The organism is Catalinimonas alkaloidigena (genome assembly GCF_029504655.1).
Taxonomy (GTDB): Bacteria; Bacteroidota; Bacteroidia; order Cytophagales; family Cyclobacteriaceae; genus Catalinimonas; species Catalinimonas alkaloidigena.
In genome coordinates this window covers 4,061,335-4,084,768 of sequence record NZ_JAQFIL010000001.1, presented here as the reverse complement: position 1 = coordinate 4,084,768, position 23,434 = coordinate 4,061,335, and the positions used below count along the sequence as shown (strand labels likewise).

Here is a 23,434-nt window from a genome sequence, read left to right as displayed (position 1 = left end):
TCTTATTCTTTTTTGGAGTAGACCAGCTTGCCTTCTTTCTTCATCCTTTTGAGTAAGGATCTTTGTGACTGGTACCAGATAGGCGTAAGGTCAAAACCTGCATGTTTTAAGGCGCTGGCAGTCCATACGTTTGAGTTTTTTGGAAAATAATAAGACTGTTCGCCCAGAAAAAAATGGCTGTTCTGGTATAGTCCTTCTTTTAACGGGATAAATCGGGCAGAGTCATTTTGCTGAAACTGCGTCAGCAGAAATTTACAAAGCGAAGTGTACTGGGCCTGAGAAGCTTGCAGCAAAACCGTTTCATTAGCATAATACTGTAAGTTTGAAAGCTGATGTAATCCAAGTACCTGAAGTGCACTTTTGGTCGGCCAGAGTACCGCCTTTGCTCCATACCAGATACTGAAACCGGGATTCTGGTAAAAATCCTTGTCTCCCCAGCCAATCTGTATATGCTCATATTCACTGTAGTCATGCTTCTCCGGCCATAAAGAGTCCGCTATGCAGGAAGAAGGAACCACAAGACCACTATGCCAGCCCTGGCTGACTACATAAATTTGTTGGTCTTGTGCATTTGCGCTCAACTTCTTATTACTTTTACAGCCAAAGAAGAAAAAAGTCAGTGCTATGCTAAAGACCAAAATGACTGTTTTATATATTGGATTTAGCAAAATAAAAATTTTGACCTAAGTATATGGTGAAAAAATTAATCGCTTAATTGTTCACTTTACTGTTCCAGTAGATTTTGAGGTTTTGTGTGCTTCTTCCCGCGGCAATAATATCCAGGTCACCATCATCATCCAGGTCTGCCACTTTCAGGTCTTCGCAGGCCATACCATTATCATCGATAAAATAGTGCATCCATGATTCTCCACTACTGTCCATAGGAACAAAGATTTTAATGCCAACCTTGCCTTTTTTGTTAGGCTCACGCCATCCTACGATGATCTGATCTCTGCCCATACCCAGCACATCTGCGGCAGCCAGAGCATGGCCCTGCTGCAAGTCATCATACAGCACGGTTTTATCTTCATAATTATCACCGCTGTAAAACATTAGATTTGTACCGTGCATGGGTTCTATGGTAGTGATAAATGACTTATCATTCAGTTTTCCCATACTGATCTCTCCCGCCGCATGATTTAGCTTTGGCATTTCCTCCCAATGCCAAACGTTACCTTCATACTTGAATTTTTTAACTCCTTCTTTGCCGGCCACCAGAAATGTGGCAGCATTGTGGTTCTGGTCATCCACCATAAAGTTGTGGGTCAAATGCATACTGCTGTCAACGGTAGCAATATCCCATTTAGACGCAGGTTCATTGGGGGCGTCATAAGCCATGATCTTCACGCCTTCACCATTACCTCCTTTGTTTCCTCGTCCGTGTAGGGGAAGCACGACAAGCTTATAATCATTCTCTCCGGCATGAATCCAGCGCATGCGGTGAACTGTTGGCTCATGGTGTAGTGGTACGGGAGTCCATGGGGTTTCAGGATTTTCCGGTCTTATTAAGTAATGCACCGAGCCAGAAGCCTCAGTATCGCTGGTTTCGCCAGGATTCCATTGCGCTCCTACCGCTACTTCTACCTTGCCATCCTGGTTGATATCCCGTACTGCCAGACAGACATTGTCTCTTTTGGTAAGCCCATCTACCATCACATAACGCTTCCAGTCTCCATTACGATACCAGACAAATTGCTCCTTATCGGCCAGTATAATGTCTAATGTACCATCACCATCCACATCCCCAATCTCTAATCCGTAGCCGATATCAATTTCATCTATGGTTTCTTCCACGAAAGGAGAAGATAGTACTTGTGCGAAAACTGATGATAATGAAAAAAATAGCAGAAAAAAAGTAGGTGGGATTGCCTGGAGGATATTCATAATAGAAGATTTATATAATTATTGCATGAACAAAGGTAAGGATAAAGTCCATCATTAGCCGATTTCTCATAGAATATTTCATCTCTTGCAAATGTAGGCTTCAGCATGTATACGACTGAAACAGCAGTATATTCTGCAACTTTTAGCATTAGATAACCTTTTCTTGACTGCTTTGGCGGCATGTGTTAATATTATTCTGATAATTATTAGTATTAATTGTTTAACCATAAAGTATTAAGGATGGAAAATTCTACTAGTTTTATGAATGATGGTTTTGACCAGGATTACAATGAGTTTGACCAGGGCTTTGAGGCGGGCTTTGATGATTTCCTGTTTGAGCAATTAGAAGAGGTTGATGCTGAAGGTATCGGCTTTTCTGATTCAATTGATATGGAAGAAGATGACGATAATTTTGACGGTATCTTCTGAATAACAAAACAGTTTTCTGCTACAGGCCGATGGTGCTAGTTAATTTTCTTAGTGCTATCGGCTTTTTTGTGTCATCTTTTCAGCATATTAACAGCTATTTATTATCTTGATGTCTTAAGACAATCCTAAAATTAAACTACTTAATCGTATGCAACTTTATCAAGCTGATAATGATAAAGGTCAAATTTTTAAATATTTGCTATGGACACTGATGTGTGCAATAGTACTAATGACGGCCTGTGGTGGTTCCGGCGAACCCACGGAACACATTGCTTATGACTCATTGAGTGATGAACAGAAACGTGATGTCAAATACGCCCTGGCCGGCTTAGAAGTAGCAGATGACCTTCAGGCTACTCTCTTTGCTTCTGAACCTATGATGATGAATCCTACCAACATGGACATAGATGCTCATGGTAGAGTCTGGATTTGTGAAGGATATAATTATCGCCCTCGCCTCAATCCTAACAACCCTACCAATAAGGAAGGTGACCGCATCCTGATTTTGGAAGATACGGATGGCGATGGAAAAGCCGATAATAGTAAAGTGTTTTATCAGGGCAACGACATCAATGCTGCCCTGGGCATCTGGGTAATGGGCAATAAAGCTATCGTTTCCTGTAGTCCGAATGTTTTCCTCTTTACCGATACCGATGGAGATGATAAAGCGGATAAAAAAGAAGTGTTGTTCAGTGGACTTAAAGGGGAGCAGCATGATCATGCTATTCATGCTTTTGTCTTTGGTCCGGACGGTAAACTGTATTTTAACTTCGGCAATGCGGGTGAGCAAGTGCTGGACAAAAATGGAGATCCGGTAACCGAACAGAGTGGAATAGAAGTCAGCGCTAAAGGTCAACCGTATCGGCAAGGAATGGTGTTTCGCTGCGATCCCGATGGAAGCAATTTTGAAGTGCTGGGCCATAATTTCCGCAACAACTACGAAGTGGCAGTAGACTCATACGGAACCCTCTGGCAGTCCGATAATGATGATGACGGAAACAAGGGGGTGCGCATCAACTATGTGATGGAATATGGTAACTATGGCTATACCGATGAGATGACAGGCGAAAACTGGCGGTCTTACCGTACTGGAATGGATGAAGAAATTCCTAAACGTCACTGGCACCTTAATGACCCTGGTGTAGTGCCTAACTTATTACAGACCGGTGCGGGTTCTCCTACAGGAATCTTGGTATATGAAGGTGACTTATTACCAGCACGATTCCATAACCAGATTATCCATTCCGATGCCGGTCCTAATATAGTTAGAGCTTATCCGGTGGAAAAAAATGGTGCGGGCTACTCTGCCAGTATAGATAATATTGTCAAAGGAAAAGACCAGTGGTTCCGCCCTGCCGATGTTTGTATCGGACCTGACGGTTCTCTTTTCATTGCAGACTGGTACGACCCTGGCGTAGGAGGTCACCAGATGGGCGATCAGCAGAAAGGCAGAGTTTATAGAATTACCCCAAAAGCCGAAGAAGGCTTCTTCCAAAGCCTGTTTGGAAGCAGGGAAAAAGCTTATGATGTAGGTGAATTAGATATTTCTACACCTGAAAAGGCAGTTGAAGCACTGAAAAACCCTAACCTTTCACGTCGCTACCTGGCCTGGACCCAACTCCACGAATGGGGCAGCGAGGCAGAAGGAGCTTTGCAGGAAATGGCTTCCTCAGAAAATGATCGTCATCGTGCGCGTGCATTATGGCTATTGTCCAAAATTGAAGGCAAAGGTGAGCAATATGTGCAGGAATCTTTACAGGATGAAAACCCTGACTTGCGCATTGCAGGTATCCGGATGGCACGTCAACTGGATTTGGAAATGATGCCCATCCTTAAGAAGATGGCCAGTGATCATGCTCCTGAAGTGAGGAGACAAGTAGCCATTGCCTTACGATATATGGAAGGTACTGAAGCTGATGATCTATGGGCAGAACTTGCCATAAAGCATGATGGTAAAGATCGCTGGTACCTGGAAGCCTTGGGAATAGGCGCTGATCTGCATGCTGATCAGCGTTTTCAGGCATGGATGAATAGAGTAGGAGAGGATTGGAACAATGCTGCCGGGCAGGACATCATTTGGAGGGCACGCTCCAGCGAAGCTATTCCATTGCTGGCAGAGCTGATAAACAGTTCGGAGGCTAATACCTATACTGACCGTCTGCGTTATTTTCGTGCTTTTGACTTCCAGACCGATCCCAAAAAGGAAGAAGTTTTGGCTGACCTGGCAGTACAGCAACACCCTAATCAGGAAGCGATTACCATGCTGGCACTGAACCATATCTCTACCGATAAAGTACAAAGTTCTCCTCGCTTGAAGAGTGCGCTGAAGCAATCTCTTACCAGTATAGAAGGCAGTCAGGAATACATAGAGCTGATTAAGCGATATGACCTGAAAGAATATAATCAAAATCTTTTGGCTCTGGCTATTGATAAGCCAGAAGAAAATATCGGTGCTGAATCCGCTAAATTATTACTAAGTATGGGAGGAGGAAATGCCATGGAAGCTGTACTCCGAAACGGAAGGGAAGAAGAAAAAGATGCCATAATTGCAGTACTCCGCAGGGTAGATAACCGTCAGTCTCATGAGATGCTCCTGGATATCATCAGAAGTCGTCAACAGCCCCAGGCTGTCCGGGAGCAGGCTGTCATGGCTTTTGCCGGTAGCTGGGGAGGAGAGAACAGATTGCTGGACGCAGTCAGGAACGGAGATATTCACTCCGAACTGGATTCGGTCACTGCGCTGGTCCTCTCTCGTGCCTCCCGCAACTCTATCTACGAAGAAGCAGCAGCCCTGATGGACTTGCCCGGAGCATCTTCCGAGGGTGATCTGCCTCCTATCAAAAAGTTGGTGACGCAAAGGGGTAATGCCGAAAGTGGGGCTACCGTATTCGCCCGTTCCTGCCAAAACTGTCACGTGGTGGATGGTAAAGGTGTGGACTATGGTCCCGGACTGTCAGAGATTGGTAATAAACTGTCCAGGGACGCATTATATAAATCCATACTAAATCCGAGTGAAGGAATCAGCTTTGGCTATGAAGGTTATACCATAAAGCTGAACGACGGCAGCACCGTGACGGGTTATATCCTAAGTAGAAATGAAAACGAACTTCAAATACGTGCCTATGGCGGTTTGACCAATACGTATAATATGGATCAGGTAGCATCTGTTGAAGAAATGGAACAATCACTAATGTTTGATAACCTGGAGCGCGCCATGACGCAGCAGGAGTTAATAGATCTGGTAGAATACCTGACGACCCTCAAAGGTGATGCTGCCGTAAGCATGAAATAAAGATTAATTTGTAGTGTTTCAAATCCTCCATCCGGCTTTGCTGGGGGAGGATTTTTTGCTGTCTGTAGAAGTATTAGCCTACAACAGCCTTTTTCCGTCATAATTTATGAGATACACACGCTTACCCAAGAAAATAATAGTTTAGAATTTGAATATCTTTGTTTCACTCAGAAATTTGCTTGTTTAGCTTTATAGCAATACCATGAAGACTTGACCATAATGATCCGATACTTACGTTATTCTTTTTTATACTTCTTGTTCTTGCAACTCTTCGCTTGTTCTTCTTCGGAGCAGAATGCAGACGTTAAACCGAAAACTCAGCTCCACGGCCAGCGCTACCAGTATGTAGATGTCAATGTTGGAGGAATGCCTTATCAGGAAAAAATTTATGTGCCAATTTATTCAGAGATTTATCATAGCAGCGGTGACCGCCGTTTCCTGCTTACTGCTACGCTCAGTATCAGGAATATCAGCATGGTAGATACACTTTATGTAAGTACTGTAGATTATTATGATTCCGAAGGGACTAAGTACCGTACTTACCTGGATCGCTCAATCCGTTTAGCTCCCCTGGCTTCGGTAGAGTTTGTCATAGAAGATGAAGAAGATAAAGGAGGAGTAGGGGCTAATTTTATAGTAGACTGGGGAGCAAAGTCAGACCTGAAGCCTGTAATTCAGGCAGTGATGATCGGAACGTCCTCTCAGCAGGGCATTTCTTTTACCACAGATGGTGTATTGATGGAGAAAAAGGAGTTGTCTCCTCAGCAGTAGCTTTTTAAGCTTTGACCGTACTACTATCAGTAAGTAGTGCAATATATTTAACAGTAGTGCCTTGCAATAGTATTGAGGTGATCACGATGATAAATGAAACGTTAAACAGCTCCCGGGCTACGCCAATTTGATTAACCAGAGGAATCAATGCGAATACAATAGGAGTAGCTCCTCTTAATCCCACCCAGGACACAAAACTTTTTTGCTTCCAGTCTAAATCTTTAAAAAAGATCAGCGATATATATACTCCTACTGGTCGTGCCAGAAGTATAAGGACAAAAGAAAGCAAAAGCCCCTCCCAGAACACATCCATAATTTCAAAAATATACACCTGCAAGCCCAAAATCAGGAAGAGGGCAGTTTCCATGAGCCAGGAAAAACCCTCAAAGAAAAATATACTGATAGGTTTGTTTGTCCAGTGGGACTGGCTGATCAGCAGTCCTGCAAGATATACTGCCAGAAAAGGACTTCCCCCTAATAATGAATTGACGGCATATAATAGTAACACCAGGGCAAGGAGAAGCACAGGGGTTTGTCCCTTTTTTAGCTTGCTATGTATAATGATATAGTTGCCAAGCTTTCCACATACTATTCCTGTCACCAGACCTACTGACATGGAAATGAGAAAATTGAGACTAAGTTGCAACACACCAGCATCGGGCTGAACGAGCAAAAAAGAAAAACTAATGGTCAGGAAATATGCCATCGGATCATTGGTACCCGATTCCAATTCCAAAATCTCACCCAGGCTGTTTTTGAGTTTGAGCCCGGTACTATCCAGTATAGAAAATACTGCGGCGGCATCGGTGGAAGAAACGATGGCACCGAGCAACAAGGCAGCCAGAAAAGGCCAGTCAAACAACAAATAAACAATCAAGCCCACACTAAGGCTGGTACATAGAACACCAATGGTAGCCAATGACAAACCTTTACCCAGAATTGGACGAAGTCCTTTCCAGTTAGAATTAATGCCTCCGGTGAAGATGATAAAGCATAGCGCTACTTCACTGATGTGGAGGGTAAGCTCTGGAAAATCGTAATTGAAATCGTATTTGCCCCCATTGCCTATCAAAATACCAATGCCTAACGTAGCCAGTAATGAAGAAATGCCTAATCTCGCAGCAAAACGGCTCGCCAATACACTTAAGAGAATCAGCAGGCTGGCAAGCAATAACATGTATCTATAGTCCAGGCTCATAAGGTGTGAAAATTAGCCTTATTTCTGCTAATAACCCTAAATTATAGTGGTGATTTATTCCCGCCTTATGTTTCTGAAAAGAAGGCTTTGCTAAGACTGGTAGGTCTGATGGTATACATGTGCCTGTTCTTGCTCTTCAGTCTTTGAGAAAAGCAGAGGCACTGCGACGCTACATAATCGTATAAAATTGGTAAATACCATCAGCACGATAACATACTCAGTAGTATATGCATCGCCCATTGCTTGCTGGCCCCATAAAGCTTTGTGCAAGGTGGGGATAGGCAAAATCAATTGAAGTAATGCCAGTATGCATGAAGCCGTAATGAGTTGAATGACAGCCTCTTTTAAGGTGATTTGAATAAGTTTTTTCCGCATCCCTGGAATTTGTAAGGTTAAATTTACTACGCGTATATTACTTTAATATTAAACCCAGATTAACAAATTGATATGTTTATGAACATAGAAGGCTGACGAATTATGCTCCTTTTTTTAATTAATATTAGGTAGGGAATTATTGTATAAAGGACTATTTTTCTAAACCAATAACTACAGTTTTAGAATCATACATCCATGGGAAAGAAGCTTGAGAAAATTACTCCCGCATTAAAGGCATTTATACAAAAGCAAAAAATATTTTTTGTCGCTACTGCAATGGCCGAGGGTCATGTAAACCTCTCACCCAAGGGCATGGATACTTTTCGCGTATTGGATGCCAATCGTGTGATGTGGCTTAACCTTACCGGAAGTGGAAATGAAACGGCTACGCATCTGATACATGATAAGCGGATTACGGTCATGTTTTGTGCTTTTGAAGGGAAACCCCTTATTCTCAGACTTTATGGAACAGCCAGGGTGTATCATCATAGAAATCAGGAATGGAAGGAACACATTCAATTGTTTGCTCCCCATGCGGGCAGCAGACAGCTAATAGATATCCAGGTAGCAATGGTACAGACATCCTGCGGTATGGCGGTGCCTTACATGGATTATCAGGGTGAAAGAGAATCCCTTAAAATATGGGCTGAGAAAAAAGGAGAAGAGGGGATTAAAGAATACTGGAAAGAAAAAAATACGAGAAGTCTTGATGGTCACCCCAGCGAGATTTTCGGATAAGACTCAATTGCCCGAAATTAAAATTAGTAAAGCTTTTCGTTAAGTTGCGCTGAAGACTGTCTATTCCATCATATGAATCCAGTTGTAATGTTCATATTTCCGTTGAGACTTTTTTTTAATGAATTGCCGGGAAGTGCATAACTAGGTTATTTGTGCTGAAATAACAGATTTTTTTGTTTGTCACTTTTAAATTACTTTTTTTTATCTTTTGTCAAACAGCAATATACATCCTTTTCAAAGCTAATTCGCTGAACTATTTATGCTTTCAAAAAAAGCCAAGTATGGAATCAACGCCCTGGTCTATTTGGCCAAAAAATATGAGCAGGGGCCTCTGCTGATAGGGGATATTGCCAGGCATGAGAACATCCCTAAAAAATTTCTGGAAGCAATTTTACTTGATCTTAAAAATGCAGGAGTCCTTGGCAGTAAGAAGGGAAGAGGGGGAGGGTATTATCTGATCAAATCTCCAGATGAGGTCAACATGGCTGATGTAGTACGGCTGTTTGATGGCGCGATTGGTTTCCTGCCTTGTGTCACCCATCGTTACTATGAGCGTTGTGAAGAATGTAAGGACGAAAAAGTCTGTGGAATCCGGAGCTTGTTTAAGGAAGTACGAGATCAGACCGTCAATCTTTTGAAAAACAATTCCTTATCTGACATTATCGCACGAGAACACGCGATCGTTGAGCAGGGGAGCGAATAGAATTTATAGTTTTACATCGCTCGCTTATATATTGCTGAATATTTCAGCATTAAATTCCTGTCATCCAACAAATCATCGGAGAGTCATATCAAAGTAAAGTCATCTACATTTTCCGCTATCCCACCCTATCCAATTCGGACTAGCTAATGTTGAAAGTCCAGGAAATAGTAGAGCCCTTAGCCATAGTATGAGGGTTAATTTGTAGAATAAAACCTCAGTTTGAGTATATATTATTACTAAAATACACAATGTGTTCTTTCTCCTACAAAACCCAAATATATTCATAAGTATCTGATTGTCAACTGTTTGATAATAAAAATATCAATTGGCACAGTTATTACTTCTCCAGTAAATGTATTTCAAATACATATTTTTTTAACACTAAATTTTTAGGATATGAAACGTAGAATAATTGCAGTTGCCGCATTAGCCACTTTTTCATTTGCAAGTGTAGGAGCCCATGCGCTTCCCATAAATGAAAGTGATAGCAAAATAGAAGTTGTAGCTAAAATTGACCGCAAAGAGATAAAGTATGAAGATCTTCCTGAAGAAGTAAAAACAGCTTTTGAGCAATCTCAGTATAAAGAGTGGGAAGTATCTAAGGTAGAAGAAGTAGAAGTGGATGCGGAAACTGCTGAAGCGGGAACACAATATGAATTGACCATTACCGATGGTTCTCAGTCAGGAATCCTGGCCTTTGATGAGGACGGAAATATGGTACAATAATCATAGATAGATTTTCATGTAGGTTTTCATGAGTCTAAGCGACTCCATGAGCTAAGCCTGTTCCTTTCGGGAGCAGGCTTTTGTTTTGTCGCTTAAGTAGGTAAATTACTTTGATCATCACTGAGAAAATAGTCAAATGAGAAAATAGTCAAACCTACTTCTGAGCCCTATGAGAAATATCGTTTATTATGTAGCCTCCTCGCTGGATGGGTATATCGCGGGAGCGGATGAAGATATCAGTACATTTGTAGGAGAAGGTACTGGTGTTGAAAAATACCTGAGTGACCTGCAATCTTTTGATACAGTCATCATGGGGAGGCGTACTTATGAATTTGGCTATAAATTTGGCCTTAAGCCCGGCCAACTCGCGTATCCGCATATGGAGCATCATATCTTTTCTAAAAGCCTGAAGCTGAATAATGCTGATCCTAAGTTGCATGTGCATCCTCCTAAGCTGGATATCATTGAAGCGCTAAAGCAGAATGAAGGTACGGATATCTACCTTTGTGGTGGGGGTGTTTTCGCCGGATGGTTGCTGGAAAATGAAATGATAGATATCCTCAAAATCAAGCTCAATCCCATCACTTTGGGAGACGGCACACCGCTGTTTGGAAATGTACGAAAGCAGACCCAAAACGAATTAACAGAATTACAGGAGTTTGATCATGGACTCATTATTCTGACGTACAAAATCGGTTATTAGAAAGTGGCAGGGACTAATATTGTGTCGTACTTTCCTTTCCTGTGTTTTCATTCATTGTAGCCAGGCTGAATCGTGTTTCTTCAATCTACTTTATTCCTACCCATATTAAAACACCCGAGTTTTAGCTTATACTTTGAGTTTTGAGGATAAATTTACAAATTGTAATTGTGCAATCGTTTGTATAAAACTAATATCATGAAAGACAACCGAAGAACCTTCATCAAAAAAGCCGCATTAGGCACTACCGGCATTACGCTGGGGAGTGCGCCCTTTGCTTTTAGTGCCAAAAGCTACAATTCAATTATGGGAGCTAACGACCGCGTGAATATGTGCGTGATCGGAACAAGAGGGCAGGGCTTTGGCCACCTCAAACGCTGGGCCAGCATGGCCGAATCAGAAAATGTATACGTAAAAACTATCTGTGATGTAGACGAAAACCTCTGGGCCGAAAGGGTACAGGCGGTAAACGAAATCCAGGGCAAGAAGCCAGGTACTGAAGTAGACATGCGTAAAGTTTTTGATGACAAAGATGTGGATGCTGTCTCTATCGCTACGCCTAACCACTGGCACGCATTGGCTACCATCTGGGCAGTGCAGGCAGGTAAAAATGTATATGTTGAAAAGCCCTGCTCGCACAATGTATTTGAAGGCAGAAAAATGATTGAAGCGGCCAGAAAATACAACAGAATCGTACAGGTAGGCTTCCAGAACCGCTCCATCAATAATGTACGTAAGGCCATGCAGTTCCTGCACAACGGTGGTATTGGAGAAGTATACATGGCAAAAGGCTTATGTTACAAACCCCGTGATTCTTTTGGCATCGCCGCGGACAGTGAGCCGCCGCAGGGCTTCCATTACGACATGTGGCTTGGACCCGCTGCCATGCGCCCCTATAATGAGAAGAAAAGTCATTACAACTGGCACTGGCATTGGGATACCGGCAATGGTGACATTGGTAACCAGGGGCCTCACCAGTTTGATGTAGCCCGCTGGGGTATGAATAAGAACGAGCATCCGGTTAAAGTATCTTCTTCGGGTGGATATTATAAGTATGGTCCAGATGAGTGCAGTCAGGAAACAGCCAATACCCAGACTGCCGAACTGCAATACGCGGATGGTAAAATCTTACAGTTTGAAGTTCGTGGTCTGTATACCGGAGGTGAAGCTGATATGGGTGTGAAGATAGGTAACCTCTTTTATGGTACCGAAGGCTGGATGGAAGTCAATGGTGGTACATGGAAAACCTATATGGGTAGAGATAACGAACCCGGCCCAAGCTCTGAGAGCGAGGAAGAGGGTACTGATAAAGTAGTAGATTATCTGGCTGCTCCGGGCAGTGGTGGACATTATGCCAACTTTATCGCAGCTGTACGTTCTGGTAAAAAGTCAGACCTCACCTGTGATATTGAAGAAGGCTATTATTCAACCGTTCTTCCTTTGTTATCCAACATCTCTTATCGTATGGGACGTAGCCTGGAGTTTGATGGCAAGAAAGAGAAGTTTGTCAGAGATCCTGAGGCCGACAAGATGCTGAGTCGTGAGTACAGAAAGCCTTATGTAGTAGAAAACAATGTATAATAAATAGATTAGCGTCAATTTTCTTTAAAGCGGATAGAGAACTATAGGTTTTCATCCGCTTTTTATTTGTCTCTTCCTTTGTGAGATAGGCTATATGTTTTAATCACCTATAGCATAATATTTATCTCTCAACAAACTTAAAAGAGAATAAGCCAGAGTTATGGAGGTCATCACACGATAACTTATATCAAACTGTCATTCAGGAGGAAGCTTTATATAGGATGAAAAGCAGAAGCTTTTGAATTAATGATATAATAAGTGATGAGTAGCAAGCTGAAAGTTTGAAGTATTTTACCCACAAGTTCCCCGCTTTGCTCAAACTTTTGGAATAGAGTAGCTAAAACCTTACTGTATCCATATTTACCTGCTATAAACCAGCGAAAGCTTTGATGTCTTCTATGGGAATATGGTCCCTGATGTTTGAGCCATAGTAGGCCTTTACGATACGTTGTTCTTCATCTATCAGAAAATCCGCAGGGATCAGGTTTTGAGAAGCTTCCTGATCTTTTTCTTCGGGAAGGTTGAGTGCTTTACTCTGTTTCACCATATCTATATTCCCTTTTTTAAAAACAGTATTCAGCATTTTCATGGTTGATCTTTCCACACCATACTGATTATAATATTTTCTTTTGGGATCTCCAATCAGAGGGATGGGTGACACCTCTTGGTGAAAAACACTGCGTTTCAGTAATTCTGGACGACTTTCAAAGAAGATAATCATGTAGAGTCCCTTTTCCTCAAACTGCTCTCTTAACCTGGTCAGTTCGTGTACCCTCAGATTACAGAAAGGACAGTTTACATTTCTGAAAAAGCCCAGCATAACTTTCTTGCCCCGATAGCAGGAAAGTTGTATTTCGTGTTCATTAATATCTTTTGCCTTAAAATCAATTGCCAGTTGGCCCTCACTCAGTTTCATTTGAAGTTGACTTTACTTTGGTGACATAATCATGTAGTATCCGGACTACGGTTCAAATTACTTCAACAACAACTTTCAGGCTGATTAATATTGGCGTATATACTACCAGGCAATATTTTGACGCTTATTGTCAGAAGTACGAAAATTCAGATATACACTCCAGCTTGCGCGTGCTCTAATAGGAACACGAATTGATAGTTTAGGTTTAATCAGAAAGTATATTCAAAGGGGAGGTAATCTCCCATTCTATGTTGAGCCATATTACCATCCCAATAATGTCCATCAGGATCAAAAAAACCGTTTTGGGTAAATAATATGTCTTTGTCCTGATAAAAAGTGATATAGCTCATCCTGCGAGCGTATGAGATACTAAGCGGAACAACTGAAGACAAGTGCTTCACATATTGACCTTGAGAGGCCACTATTTCTTGGCAGGATAGCGAATTTCCTTTTAAAGTATTACGTACTGAAAAGTTTTCATGCTCAAGCTTATCAGCCCATAAAGCCCTGAAAAAGTGCATTCTTGAACCTAAATAAGCTTTTCTTCTTCTTATCCGTACCTTTTTCTTATTACGGGCAGTAAGGCTGGTATCTTCTTCAAAGATAGAAGTACCTTTGTAAAAGGTCCTCTGCCCACTGTGAGTAAACTCTTCCAGAAAGTAAGTGATCTGGTATCCAAGGGCTTTGTTATGAATCTTTAGCGGGGCATCACAATAGGCTTCCAGGGTATGGGTAGACTTGAAATAAACTAAACGAATATCCTCCGGATTTTCTATTGTACAATTTTTGGCATTGGAAGAGCTACCCAAAAACTCATTCATAAACATTTTAAGTTTTTTCTCTCGTGCTACATCATCCGATACAATGACCAGTTCTTTCAACATATTGGGTTTGGGTTTTAAATAAACCCGGTAGAATGTGCCTTCGTTAAAATCCTGAATGCTTTGGGAATAGTAACCCATACAGCTTACGCTAATGTCCTGCCCACGATTTTGGCTAATGTTCAATTTAAAATGTCCATCCAGGTCGGAGGTGGTTCCATTAAAAGAGTTATTAAAGTAAATGTTGGCATAGGCAATAACACTGTCTGTTTCGTGATCCAACACTTCCCCAAAAATAAACTGAGCTTCCACCGGGGAGGAGATAAGTAACATAAATACCGCTATCGTTAGGCTTTTCTTTACCATATTTCTAACTGATAGTTTTGCTTATTATGGTTTCTAAGAACTGCCAAAGCTCTTGGCTTCAGGGAAGCAGAGGTTTGTTCAAAGAATCAATGCGTAAGCTAATCATAATTTATATGAATTTATTTAATCTGCCTAAAGCTATTCGCTTAGATGCGTAGATGTTTTTTCTGCACCATATGTTTGCTGATGTGTAAAAGCCGCTTACTTCAGCATATTTAGCAGAACTTAACCTGTGGCAGGTGATGGTGTTTTTGTCTGTAGAATCTTCTACTTTTGTAAAAAAAAAGCTTATATGAGGTCCTTATTGGCAGGTCAATATCTGGCACCGATTAGAAAGCAGATGGTAGCTTTGGTGGAAGCCGAATCCAGCGTGATTGAGGTTGGTTGTGGCACTGGAGACCTTTTGTATCAATTGTCTCCCAAAATCAAATATGGTTTGGGTATAGACAAGTCCAAATCCCAAATTGATTATGCCCGGAAGAAGGCTGATAAAACTGAAATAGAGCATATTGAGTTTAATGCAATAGAAGTCAATACAAATTATCAGCCTCAGGAACATTTTGATGTTGCTATTGCCAGCTTATTCTTTCATGTTATCCCCTGGCATGATGCTCAGCAGATATTGAGCCATATGATGCGCATGGCTGACAACATACTGATATGTGGCTTCTGTCCTCCCCTTACTCAAAAACAGACACTCCTTTTATGGTTGGATCAGCGATTCACCTCCCATTATCCACACTTCAAAACCTACCAGCAGAATGGCTATCTGAAAGGGCTTATTGATCAAACAGCATTGGAAAAAGTGGAGTGGATAGATACTTTTGATCCTACCATAAAGATTGTGAAAGCTGTAACCCAGCCTGTGTAGTGAGAAGTATTTTGCGAGAAATTTTTTTGAGCACAAATCAGAAAGCTTTGTTAAATTGATATATGCAAAAGCATCGATATGCTTATTAAAGCCAACATTAATCTGAAAAATCATGGAGCTAGAAGGTTTAGGTTATGAGGGAAAGATCGCGACACTGATCACGGCAGATGCCTGGGAAGGCTTTGAGCTGGCAAGAGTCATTGTAGAGCATAAGGAGCGATATATAGTGCAAACTGTGCAGGGCACTTATCATGCTGAAATTACCGGTAACCTAAGGTTTTCAGCCAGTAGCCGAAGGGACTTTCCCGCGGTAGGAGATTGGGTGAAAGTCACGCCCATGGATGAGAATTCGGCTGTCATTCTGGAAGTATTTCCCAGGACAAGCTTACTGGAAAGACAGGCAGTAGGCAAACATGGAGAAACGCAGATCATCGCTACCAATATAGATGTAGCCTTTATTGTTCAGGCTGTCGGTCATGATTATAACTTAAAAAGAATAGAGCGCTACATGGCTATTTGTCATGCCTCTGACATTAAGCCCCTTATCATCCTGACGAAGATTGATCTGGTGCAAGAAGAGGAAGTAGAAAAGTTAGTAGGGCAAATCAAGGAACGCATCAAGCATATTCAGGTGATCCCCCTGAGTAATGAGACCCAAAAGGGCTTTGATCAATTACATGCAGTTATGTATCCCCATAAAACTTACTGCTTCCTGGGTTCTTCCGGGGTGGGTAAATCAACCATCATCAATCATTTGTGTGGGCAGGAAGTATTAAAAACCAGCCTAATTAGCAGCAGTACCAATAAGGGCAGGCATACCACCAGCCATCGTGAACTGATGGTGCTTCCCAACAAAAGTATAGTGATTGACACACCGGGCATGCGAGAGGTAGGTATGACAGATCAGGCAGAAGGTATAGAAATGACCTATGATGAGATCGTGGAACTGGCTGAGCAGTGTAAATTTAATGACTGCACCCATACACATGAAGTAGGCTGTGCAGTATTGGAAGCTGTTAATGCAGGTGAAATTTCTCAGGATGCTTATGACAATTACCTGAAGTTAAAGCGGGAGCAAAGTCACTTTTCCAGTACCCTCAAAGAGAAACGTCAGAAAAGTAAAGAGCAGGGAAAACTATATAAAGCCATTCAGGCCGAGAAAAGGAAACACAAGTATTAAGTCTGGATCTCAATGGATATAAAAGATATACCAAGCTTAACATCAGGAAGGGAGGTGCCAACTAGGGTTTTAATCAGAGGTATTTTGTAATTTCCTATCATCTAAACAAAATTCGCTTATGGCTTTACCTAATATTTTTGACAAGGAAGTTTCGGAAAATACAATACACAGAATCGATCAGCTCAAGCCGGACACACAACCACTTTGGGGTAAGATGAATGTATCACAGATGCTGGCGCACTGCAATGTTACTTATGAAATGGTGTATGAGGACAAACATCCCAAGCCCAACTTTCTGATGAAATTCTTCTTAAAATCTTTTATCAAAGAAACAGTAACCGGTGAAAAGCCCTATAAGCGAAATACACGTACTGCCCCGGCTTTTTTGATCATAGATTCCAGAGACTTTGAAAAAGAAAAGACCCGTTTGATCAATTATATCAGGAAAACCCAGGAATTAGGAGAGGTTCATTTTGACAACAAAGCCTCTCACTCATTTGGTAAGCTGAACATCAACGAATGGAACAATATGTTTTACAAGCACCTGGATCATCATCTAAATCAATTTGGCGTCTAAATACTCAAAGTAAACTGCAGAACAACCTAATTCATGACAAAAACAGCAAGCAACACCCATTATTTTATAGTCAGTTCACATAAACTTATTGACCAAACTTCTACATACCACTTCTTTCTACTTTTCATTATTTTGGGCTTTACGGCCTGCACTTCTCATGAAGAAAGTAAGACTCCTAATGTCATACTGATCATGGCAGATGATATGGGCTATGAATGTTTAAGTACCTACGGTAGCCAGTCTTATCATACGCCAGTGCTGGACTCCCTGGCTGCCCAGGGCATCCGCTTTGATCAGGCGGTATCTCAGCCCCTATGTACCCCTTCGCGGGTCAAGATCATGACCGGACTTTACAACTATCGTAATTATGATTATTTCGGACACCTGCAAAATGAAGCCTATACCTTTGGTAATCTGATGAAAGAGGCGGGCTATGCCACCTGTATTGCCGGCAAGTGGCAGTTGAATGGGCTGGCCTATAAGGAAGAAATTCCCCATTGGAACGATGCAGGCAGACCTCATCAGTTTGGCTTTGATGAATATTGTCTTTGGCAACTTACTAAGACCAGAGGAGAGGGAGAAAGGTATGCTGATCCGCTCATTGAACAAAATGGCAGAGTGCTGGAGAATCTTGAAGACAGCTATGGACCCGATATCTTCGCTGATTTTATTCTTGACTTTATAGAACGTAAACAAGACTCATCCTTTTTTATCTATTACCCAATGGTATTGGTACATGATCCTTTCGTGCCTACCCCGGATTCTGAAGATTGGATGGATAAAAGTATGCGTTATCAGAATGATACCGCCTATTTCAAAGATATGGTCGCCTATACTGACAAGATAGTAGGCAAAATAGCTCGTCAACTCCGGGAGTTGGAGCTTGATGAAAATACCATATTTATCTTTACCGGAGACAATGGTACTCATCCTACCATCTATTCCCAGACTGATGAGCGTATAATTCAGGGAGGAAAAGGTAACACCATTGACGCCGGTACGCATGTGCCTCTGATTGCTTACTGGCCGGACAAAATAAAGCGGGGCATTGTCTATGAAGGCCTGATTGAGTTCAGTGATTTCTTCCCCACACTGGCTGATGTGGTACGCAAGGAAGTAAACACTGATGGCAAAAGCTTTTATCCCTTACTAAGCGGTGAAAATCCAGAAGCCCGGAATACAGCTTTTGTTCATTACGATCCGAGGTGGGGTAAAAATGTGAATCAACACCGGAACCGTTTTGTCAGAACGCTGGATTATAAGCTGTATCAGGATGGTCACTTTTATCAACTTTCTGAAGATATACAGGAGCAAAATGCATTAACTGAAACCACACTTTCTGAAGATGAAAAGGAGGTAAAATCAATGCTGGAGGAAGCCCTGAACAAACACCCTGCGTGGAATAGCCAGGCTGCGGAAAACAAATAATAAATCACAACAATTGTCTTTATATAAGACCAGATAGTGATTTATTTATTAGTATATAAGTATCCTATTAACTTTTAACTAAATTAGAAGTTAATGATTAAAGTAAAGCGGATTATGAGAAGATTAATTTATACGATAGGATGTATTTGTCTGATGAGTAATACTGTCATGGCCCAAAGTGAAAATACCTCTGTACGAACTAAAATTGAAAATGGTGTGATAGAAGGTTTTCATAATGCGGAAACCGGACTGGATATGTTTTTCGGTATCCCATTTGCCAAACCACCAGTTGAAGATTTACGCTGGAAAGCGCCTCAGAAAGCAGAAGCATGGGAAGGGATTTTGGAAACTAAATCTTTTGCGCCTTCTCCAGTACAAACCAATGTTTTTGGCGATATGGAATTTCGTTCGGATACCGTGAGCGAAGACTGCCTTTACCTAAACATCTGGACTCCGGCACTCAATAAATCAGAAGGTCTTCCTGTGCTGGTATATTTTTATGGAGGAGGATTTGTAGCAGGTGATGGCTCCGAACCTCGTTATGATGGTGCCAGCATGGCGCAAAAAGGTATGGTGGCCGTTACTGTAAACTATCGCTTAAATATTTTTGGTTTTTTTGCTCATCCCGAACTGAGTGAAGAGGCTCCTTACAATGCTTCAGGGAATTATGGATTGCTTGATCAGCATGCGGCTTTGGAGTGGGTACAAAAAAATATTGCGGCTTTCGGTGGTGATCCTGCTCAAGTGACAATTGCAGGAGAATCTGCCGGTTCTATCTCGGTAAGTGCGCAAATGGCTTCACCACTGTCTAAAGACCTGATTGCCGGAGCGATAGGAGAGAGTGGCGCTGCCATCAAACCTACCTTAGCGCCGGTGCCGCTGGCTGAAGCAGAGCAAATAGGTAAAGAGTTTGCTGAAAACGCGGGCTTTAATTCGTTAGAAGAACTTAGGGCAACCAGTACCGAAGAAATATTTGGTGCATACAATGAGTCCAAGCGTTTTGGCTTTCCCTCAGTGATAGACGGTTATTTCTTTCCTAAATCTTTACCAGAAATATTTAGAGCCGGAGAACAAGCCCAGGTACCTTTACTCTTGGGGTGGAATTCAGCTGAAATACCGGGCATGGCATTTATGCAAGGGCAGCCATATACTGAAGAAAACTACATACAAAAAGTAAAAGAAGCTTATCCTGAAGATTATGAACAGGTACTGGAATTGTACCCTCATGGATCACCCCAAGAAATTGAACTGTCAGCTACCGCTCTGGCATCTGACCGGTTTATTGCTTACAGTACCTGGAAATGGTTTGACCTCCACCGAAAAAATTCCGATCAGCCGGTATACAGATATCTCTATAGCAAGTTAAGGCCACCATTGGTTGATGAGACCCTGGAATCAGGACTAGCCGGAGGTACGGTAAAAAAAGAAGACAACGCTTCACCACGCCCGGATCCGGTAGGTGCGCCTCATGCTGCTGAAATAGAGTATGCCATGGGCAACCTCCATTTGATTGATGTGTATGCCTGGGAGGAGGAAGACCACAATGTATCGGAAACCATGCAGAACTACTTCGCTAATTTTGTGCTGAGTGGTAATCCTAATGGAAAAGGATTACCAAACTGGCCTTCGGCGGATGCCAGTGATACTACTCCTCCGGTCATGGTGATAGATGTGGAGTCCAAAGCAGTAGAAGCAAAAAATGATAGCCGCTACCTTTTTCTTGATAGGGTTTACGAAAACGATTGACAATGAAATAAATCAATATGAAAACCGGCTTGATCCTGAATCTGGCCGGTATTATTTTTTAATAGTGTTTGGTTTACTAAACCCATTTGATACCATGTTCACGCAGGTAGGTTTGGCAACCTTTCAGGGGTTCATAGATATTATTTTTTGCGATTAAGCGCATAAGTTTTCTGCGAAAAGCGCTATTGATATCCACTATTTTTGAATGGCGAGAGTACCGCTTTCTTGAAAGCGTTATTTTTCTCTTCGTGAGTGGGAGTTCATAAAACTTCTCAATTTTATTAATTGACCTTAATGGCTCTCTCACTAATTCTTTGTATCCCAGTAGAAGAGTATATTCATCATTATGCTGCGCCCAGCCATTGTAAAACTGTCTTAACTCTTCCAGGAAACCATTTTTCTGCGCTGCTTCAATCCATTCTCCCTCTGTAAAACTGATCTTAAAGCCATTTTTTTCTCCGTGTATATTTTTTAATGTACCCCGACGGTAAGACAAGAGGATATCATATGGATTTCTTAGTAAAACAACTTTTTTGGTAGTCCTCAGCAATTTCAGATGTTGCTCAGTGGGCAGAATGTGTTGCTTATAAAGTTTCTTTTTATCAAGAAAAATGGATATATCTTCTTTACTGAGTTTACAGGTATCATTATGGTAACTGCCTAAAAGAGGGAATCTTTCATCCGCTTGATTGTTCTTGAAATCTAGCTGCCTTGAGGGTAGAGCGTGTAGCTTGCCAAAAGTGTCCAGTAATGAAGTGCTTGCACTTTTAGGGATAGAAATAATCAGCATGAAAAAATATCTAATGGTCAATTATTATCCAAAATATAGAAAAGATTAATTGGTTTTGGAACTAAATTTTTTGATTAATATGCAAAAAAGTGATGCCATAGAAATATCTATTAGGATAATACTATTTTCTGAGGCTATAAATTATTTTTTTAGAAATAATTAAATACTTCATTTGAAAAGACGGGCCTCACTTAAATGAAACTGATCAGTGCTGCTTAATGGGTTAAGGTCCTCCTGACTATGCGAGCATGAAACCATGGGTTCATCAAGATAAATTGATCAAATGGAATGCAATTCAAGCTTCAATGCGATGCGTACAGTACTGTTTAGACAGTGCTTAAAGAGAAAGAATGTGTAAATTGAGGTAGCATCCGACCTAAGCTATGGCACGTATCCATTTATTTGAGTTTGAAGACCTGCCCTGGTTTCCTTCTTTTTTAAGAAACTATGGTACCGACTTTTTGCAGTTTCTGGCTAACAAGACCAAAATGTATGAGCCTGTTATTCCTCTGTTGCAAAAGGGTTTGCAGAATAGTTGTACAGCTCAGATCGTAGACCTTGCATCAGGAGGTAGTGGTGGACTGCTTTGGCTGAATCAGGAGTTGAAAAAGACGTACCCCCTGCTCAAAATCCTGCTCACCGATTATTTTCCCAATACCGATGCTTTTGACTATACCAAAAAGCAGGCAGAAAACATAGATTATTTAGCCGAGCCAGTAGATGCCAGAGATGTGCCTGAAAAACTTAAAGGCCTGAGAACCCAATTCTTATCCTTACATCACTTTACACCGTCAGATGCCCAACGCATACTACAAAACGCGGTAGATGCTCAGCAGCCTATCGCTATTTTTGAAGCGCAGGAAAGAAGCTTCAGGAGTATTCTGGCGATGTTCTTTTCACCCATTACTGTACTGCTCACCACGCCTATGATCCGCCCTTTCAAATTAGGTAGAATATTGTATACCTACCTCATTCCCATCGTACCTTTATTTGTCTGGTGGGATGGGATGGTCTCCTGCCTGCGAACGTACTCTGTCAAAGAAATGCAGCATTTGGTCAATCAGTTGAATAAAAAAGACAGCTTTGCCTGGGATATTGGTAAGATGAAGTCAGGACCGGGAGTCATTCTGTATTTGCTGGGTACAAAGAAATAATTATTACATTGGAGTCCGTTTAGTGTACAAGCAGCAATACTACACCTATGATGATTTTTCTCAAGCGACAGCCTAAAGCTGGCTTTTTACTTCTTTGCCTCTTGCTTATTTCCATGCTCACAACAGATCTCTATGCTCAGGAGCAGACCGCTGAGGACAGCATTCAGTACTATGGAAAGGATCATTTTCTGATTGAGGGAAGCTGTGTAGACGAATCTCTCAAGTCTAATCCTTACCATCGGCTACCGGATTCCTATAAAGAAAAGGTCAGAGAGCCGGTCTGGGAACTGTCCAAATCATCAGCTGGCATAACTGTACGTTTTATGTCCAATTCATCTAGCATCAGTGCGAAGTGGACGGTACTCAATGACGCGGATATGCCCCATATGGCGGAAACCGGTATCAAAGGGCTGGACCTGTACTATAAGCATCAGGGCAAGTGGCAATACGTCAATACCGCCAAACCATCAGGAAAAGAGAATGAAGCATTGCTGGTTGAGCATATGAGCAGTGAGATGCAAGCGTACAAAATGTTTCTTCCCCTGTATGATGGTCTGGAAAAGCTGGAAATAGGTATAGATGCTGGCAGCGTGATACAGAAACCTGAACCTTTAACACAAAAGCCGATCATTTTTTATGGCACCAGCATTACGCAAGGCGGTTGTGCTTCCCGTCCCGGCATGGCGCATACCAGTATCATTTCCCGAAAGCTGGATACAGAAGTGGTGAACTTTGGCTTTAGTGGCAACGGCAAGATGGAAGTACCCATTGCCGAACTGATCGCCCAAACTGATGCTCGTTTTTATGTGATAGATTGCCTACCCAATATGAAGCCGGATAAAGTCAGTGCACGTACGATTCCTCTGGTGGAGATCATCCGTAAGCATCAGCCTGAAACGCCCATTGTACTGGTAGAAAACCTGATCTATGAAGGGGCATATCTCAATCAGGAACTGAACGATTTGCTGCAAAGAAAGAACGCGGCACTGAAAGAAGAATATGAGAAACTACAGGAAAAGGGAATTAAGCATATCTATTATGTGAGCCAGGAGGGGGCTCTGAGAGATGATCATGAAGCTACGGTAGATGGGGTACATTTTACTGATCTGGGTTTTCTCCGCTTTGCCGATCATCTGCTTACCAACTTTGAGACTTTCGGGCTGCTGGATGAATAGTTTCTGTTCTTCC

Annotated in this window: 22 protein-coding genes; 15 read left to right on the top strand and 7 right to left on the bottom strand. The window is 41.8% G+C overall.

Annotated elements, in window-relative coordinates:
• Positions 1 to 2: 2 nt before the first annotated feature.
• On the bottom strand, positions 3 to 581 hold the full coding sequence (locus OKW21_RS16625) for a DUF2459 domain-containing protein (protein WP_277481173.1): 579 nt from the start codon (positions 579 to 581) through the stop codon (positions 3 to 5).
• A gap of 130 nt (positions 582 to 711) precedes the next feature.
• Positions 712 to 1,884 carry an FG-GAP repeat domain-containing protein gene (locus tag OKW21_RS16620; protein WP_277481171.1) on the bottom strand — a complete coding sequence of 391 codons (1,173 nt, stop codon included), beginning with the start codon at positions 1,882 to 1,884 and terminating at the stop codon, positions 712 to 714.
• Positions 1,885 to 2,124: 240 nt separating this feature from the next.
• Here OKW21_RS16620 and OKW21_RS16615 point away from each other — a divergent pair, with 240 nt between their 5' ends.
• The 3 genes from OKW21_RS16615 to OKW21_RS16605 all read left to right on the top strand — a co-directional run bounded on the left by OKW21_RS16615 (position 2,125) and on the right by OKW21_RS16605 (position 6,376).
• Positions 2,125 to 2,313 carry a hypothetical protein gene (locus OKW21_RS16615; protein ID WP_277481169.1) on the top strand — a complete coding sequence of 63 codons (189 nt, stop codon included), beginning with the start codon at positions 2,125 to 2,127 and terminating at the stop codon, positions 2,311 to 2,313.
• Between the two features lie 148 nt (positions 2,314 to 2,461).
• Positions 2,462 to 5,605 (top strand): PVC-type heme-binding CxxCH protein, encoded by a 3,144-nt coding sequence (locus OKW21_RS16610; protein WP_277481167.1) that lies wholly within the window; start codon positions 2,462 to 2,464, stop codon positions 5,603 to 5,605.
• A 219-nt stretch (positions 5,606 to 5,824) separates the two neighbouring features.
• Complete coding sequence (locus OKW21_RS16605) at positions 5,825 to 6,376, top strand: DUF3124 domain-containing protein (protein WP_277481166.1); 552 nt, start codon at positions 5,825 to 5,827, stop codon at positions 6,374 to 6,376.
• Between the two features lie 4 nt (positions 6,377 to 6,380).
• Here OKW21_RS16605 and OKW21_RS16600 read toward each other — a convergent pair whose 3' ends face one another.
• Together OKW21_RS16600 and OKW21_RS16595 are read right to left on the bottom strand one after the other, a co-directional pair.
• A complete protein-coding gene (locus OKW21_RS16600; RefSeq protein WP_277481163.1) occupies positions 6,381 to 7,574 on the bottom strand; it encodes a potassium/proton antiporter in 1,194 nt (397 codons plus the stop codon).
• 90 nt (positions 7,575 to 7,664) lie between these two features.
• Positions 7,665 to 7,949 (bottom strand): hypothetical protein, encoded by a 285-nt coding sequence (locus tag OKW21_RS16595; RefSeq protein ID WP_277481161.1) that lies wholly within the window; start codon positions 7,947 to 7,949, stop codon positions 7,665 to 7,667.
• 195 nt (positions 7,950 to 8,144) lie between these two features.
• Here OKW21_RS16595 and OKW21_RS16590 point away from each other — a divergent pair, with 195 nt between their 5' ends.
• The 5 genes from OKW21_RS16590 to OKW21_RS16570 all read left to right on the top strand — a co-directional run bounded on the left by OKW21_RS16590 (position 8,145) and on the right by OKW21_RS16570 (position 12,397).
• Positions 8,145 to 8,687 carry a pyridoxamine 5'-phosphate oxidase family protein gene (locus OKW21_RS16590; RefSeq protein ID WP_277481158.1) on the top strand — a complete coding sequence of 181 codons (543 nt, stop codon included), beginning with the start codon at positions 8,145 to 8,147 and terminating at the stop codon, positions 8,685 to 8,687.
• A 259-nt stretch (positions 8,688 to 8,946) separates the two neighbouring features.
• Positions 8,947 to 9,390 carry an RrF2 family transcriptional regulator gene (locus OKW21_RS16585; RefSeq protein ID WP_277481156.1) on the top strand — a complete coding sequence of 148 codons (444 nt, stop codon included), beginning with the start codon at positions 8,947 to 8,949 and terminating at the stop codon, positions 9,388 to 9,390.
• 396 nt (positions 9,391 to 9,786) lie between these two features.
• A complete protein-coding gene (locus OKW21_RS16580) occupies positions 9,787 to 10,116 on the top strand; it encodes a hypothetical protein (RefSeq protein ID WP_277481155.1) in 330 nt (109 codons plus the stop codon).
• A gap of 169 nt (positions 10,117 to 10,285) precedes the next feature.
• Positions 10,286 to 10,819, top strand: a complete 534-nt coding sequence (locus tag OKW21_RS16575) for a dihydrofolate reductase family protein (protein WP_277481153.1) — start codon at positions 10,286 to 10,288, stop codon at positions 10,817 to 10,819.
• A 195-nt stretch (positions 10,820 to 11,014) separates the two neighbouring features.
• Complete coding sequence (locus OKW21_RS16570) at positions 11,015 to 12,397, top strand: Gfo/Idh/MocA family protein (protein WP_277481151.1); 1,383 nt, start codon at positions 11,015 to 11,017, stop codon at positions 12,395 to 12,397.
• Between the two features lie 367 nt (positions 12,398 to 12,764).
• Here the strand turns inward: OKW21_RS16570 and OKW21_RS16565 are convergent, their stop codons facing one another.
• Both OKW21_RS16565 and OKW21_RS16560 read right to left on the bottom strand, forming a co-directional pair.
• The gene (locus OKW21_RS16565) at positions 12,765 to 13,313 is read right to left on the bottom strand and encodes a redoxin domain-containing protein (protein ID WP_277481148.1); all 549 of its coding nucleotides are present in this window, start codon (positions 13,311 to 13,313) and stop codon (positions 12,765 to 12,767) included.
• Positions 13,314 to 13,522: 209 nt separating this feature from the next.
• Positions 13,523 to 14,500 carry a carboxypeptidase-like regulatory domain-containing protein gene (locus tag OKW21_RS16560; RefSeq protein ID WP_277481145.1) on the bottom strand — a complete coding sequence of 326 codons (978 nt, stop codon included), beginning with the start codon at positions 14,498 to 14,500 and terminating at the stop codon, positions 13,523 to 13,525.
• 292 nt (positions 14,501 to 14,792) lie between these two features.
• Between OKW21_RS16560 and OKW21_RS16555 the strand changes: the two genes are divergently transcribed.
• The 5 genes from OKW21_RS16555 to OKW21_RS16535 all read left to right on the top strand — a co-directional run bounded on the left by OKW21_RS16555 (position 14,793) and on the right by OKW21_RS16535 (position 20,302).
• Positions 14,793 to 15,371: a class I SAM-dependent methyltransferase gene (locus OKW21_RS16555; RefSeq protein ID WP_277481142.1), complete on the top strand. Its 579-nt coding sequence runs from the start codon at positions 14,793 to 14,795 to the stop codon at positions 15,369 to 15,371.
• A 112-nt stretch (positions 15,372 to 15,483) separates the two neighbouring features.
• Complete coding sequence (gene rsgA / locus OKW21_RS16550; RefSeq protein ID WP_277481140.1) at positions 15,484 to 16,551, top strand: ribosome small subunit-dependent GTPase A; 1,068 nt, start codon at positions 15,484 to 15,486, stop codon at positions 16,549 to 16,551.
• A gap of 118 nt (positions 16,552 to 16,669) precedes the next feature.
• Positions 16,670 to 17,128 (top strand): DUF1569 domain-containing protein, encoded by a 459-nt coding sequence (locus OKW21_RS16545; protein ID WP_277481138.1) that lies wholly within the window; start codon positions 16,670 to 16,672, stop codon positions 17,126 to 17,128.
• 33 nt (positions 17,129 to 17,161) lie between these two features.
• Positions 17,162 to 18,556 carry a sulfatase family protein gene (locus OKW21_RS16540; protein ID WP_277481135.1) on the top strand — a complete coding sequence of 465 codons (1,395 nt, stop codon included), beginning with the start codon at positions 17,162 to 17,164 and terminating at the stop codon, positions 18,554 to 18,556.
• Between the two features lie 114 nt (positions 18,557 to 18,670).
• Complete coding sequence (locus OKW21_RS16535; protein WP_277481133.1) at positions 18,671 to 20,302, top strand: carboxylesterase/lipase family protein; 1,632 nt, start codon at positions 18,671 to 18,673, stop codon at positions 20,300 to 20,302.
• A 76-nt stretch (positions 20,303 to 20,378) separates the two neighbouring features.
• On the opposite strand, the gene OKW21_RS16530 is transcribed toward OKW21_RS16535, so the two are convergent.
• On the bottom strand, positions 20,379 to 21,092 hold the full coding sequence (locus OKW21_RS16530; RefSeq protein ID WP_277481131.1) for a sulfotransferase domain-containing protein: 714 nt from the start codon (positions 21,090 to 21,092) through the stop codon (positions 20,379 to 20,381).
• A 383-nt stretch (positions 21,093 to 21,475) separates the two neighbouring features.
• Here OKW21_RS16530 and OKW21_RS16525 point away from each other — a divergent pair, with 383 nt between their 5' ends.
• Both OKW21_RS16525 and OKW21_RS16520 read left to right on the top strand, forming a co-directional pair.
• Positions 21,476 to 22,246, top strand: coding sequence for a response regulator (locus tag OKW21_RS16525; RefSeq protein WP_277481128.1), 771 nt, complete (start codon positions 21,476 to 21,478; stop codon positions 22,244 to 22,246).
• Between the two features lie 113 nt (positions 22,247 to 22,359).
• Positions 22,360 to 23,421, top strand: coding sequence for an SGNH/GDSL hydrolase family protein (locus tag OKW21_RS16520; protein WP_277481126.1), 1,062 nt, complete (start codon positions 22,360 to 22,362; stop codon positions 23,419 to 23,421).
• Positions 23,422 to 23,434 lie beyond the last annotated feature (13 nt).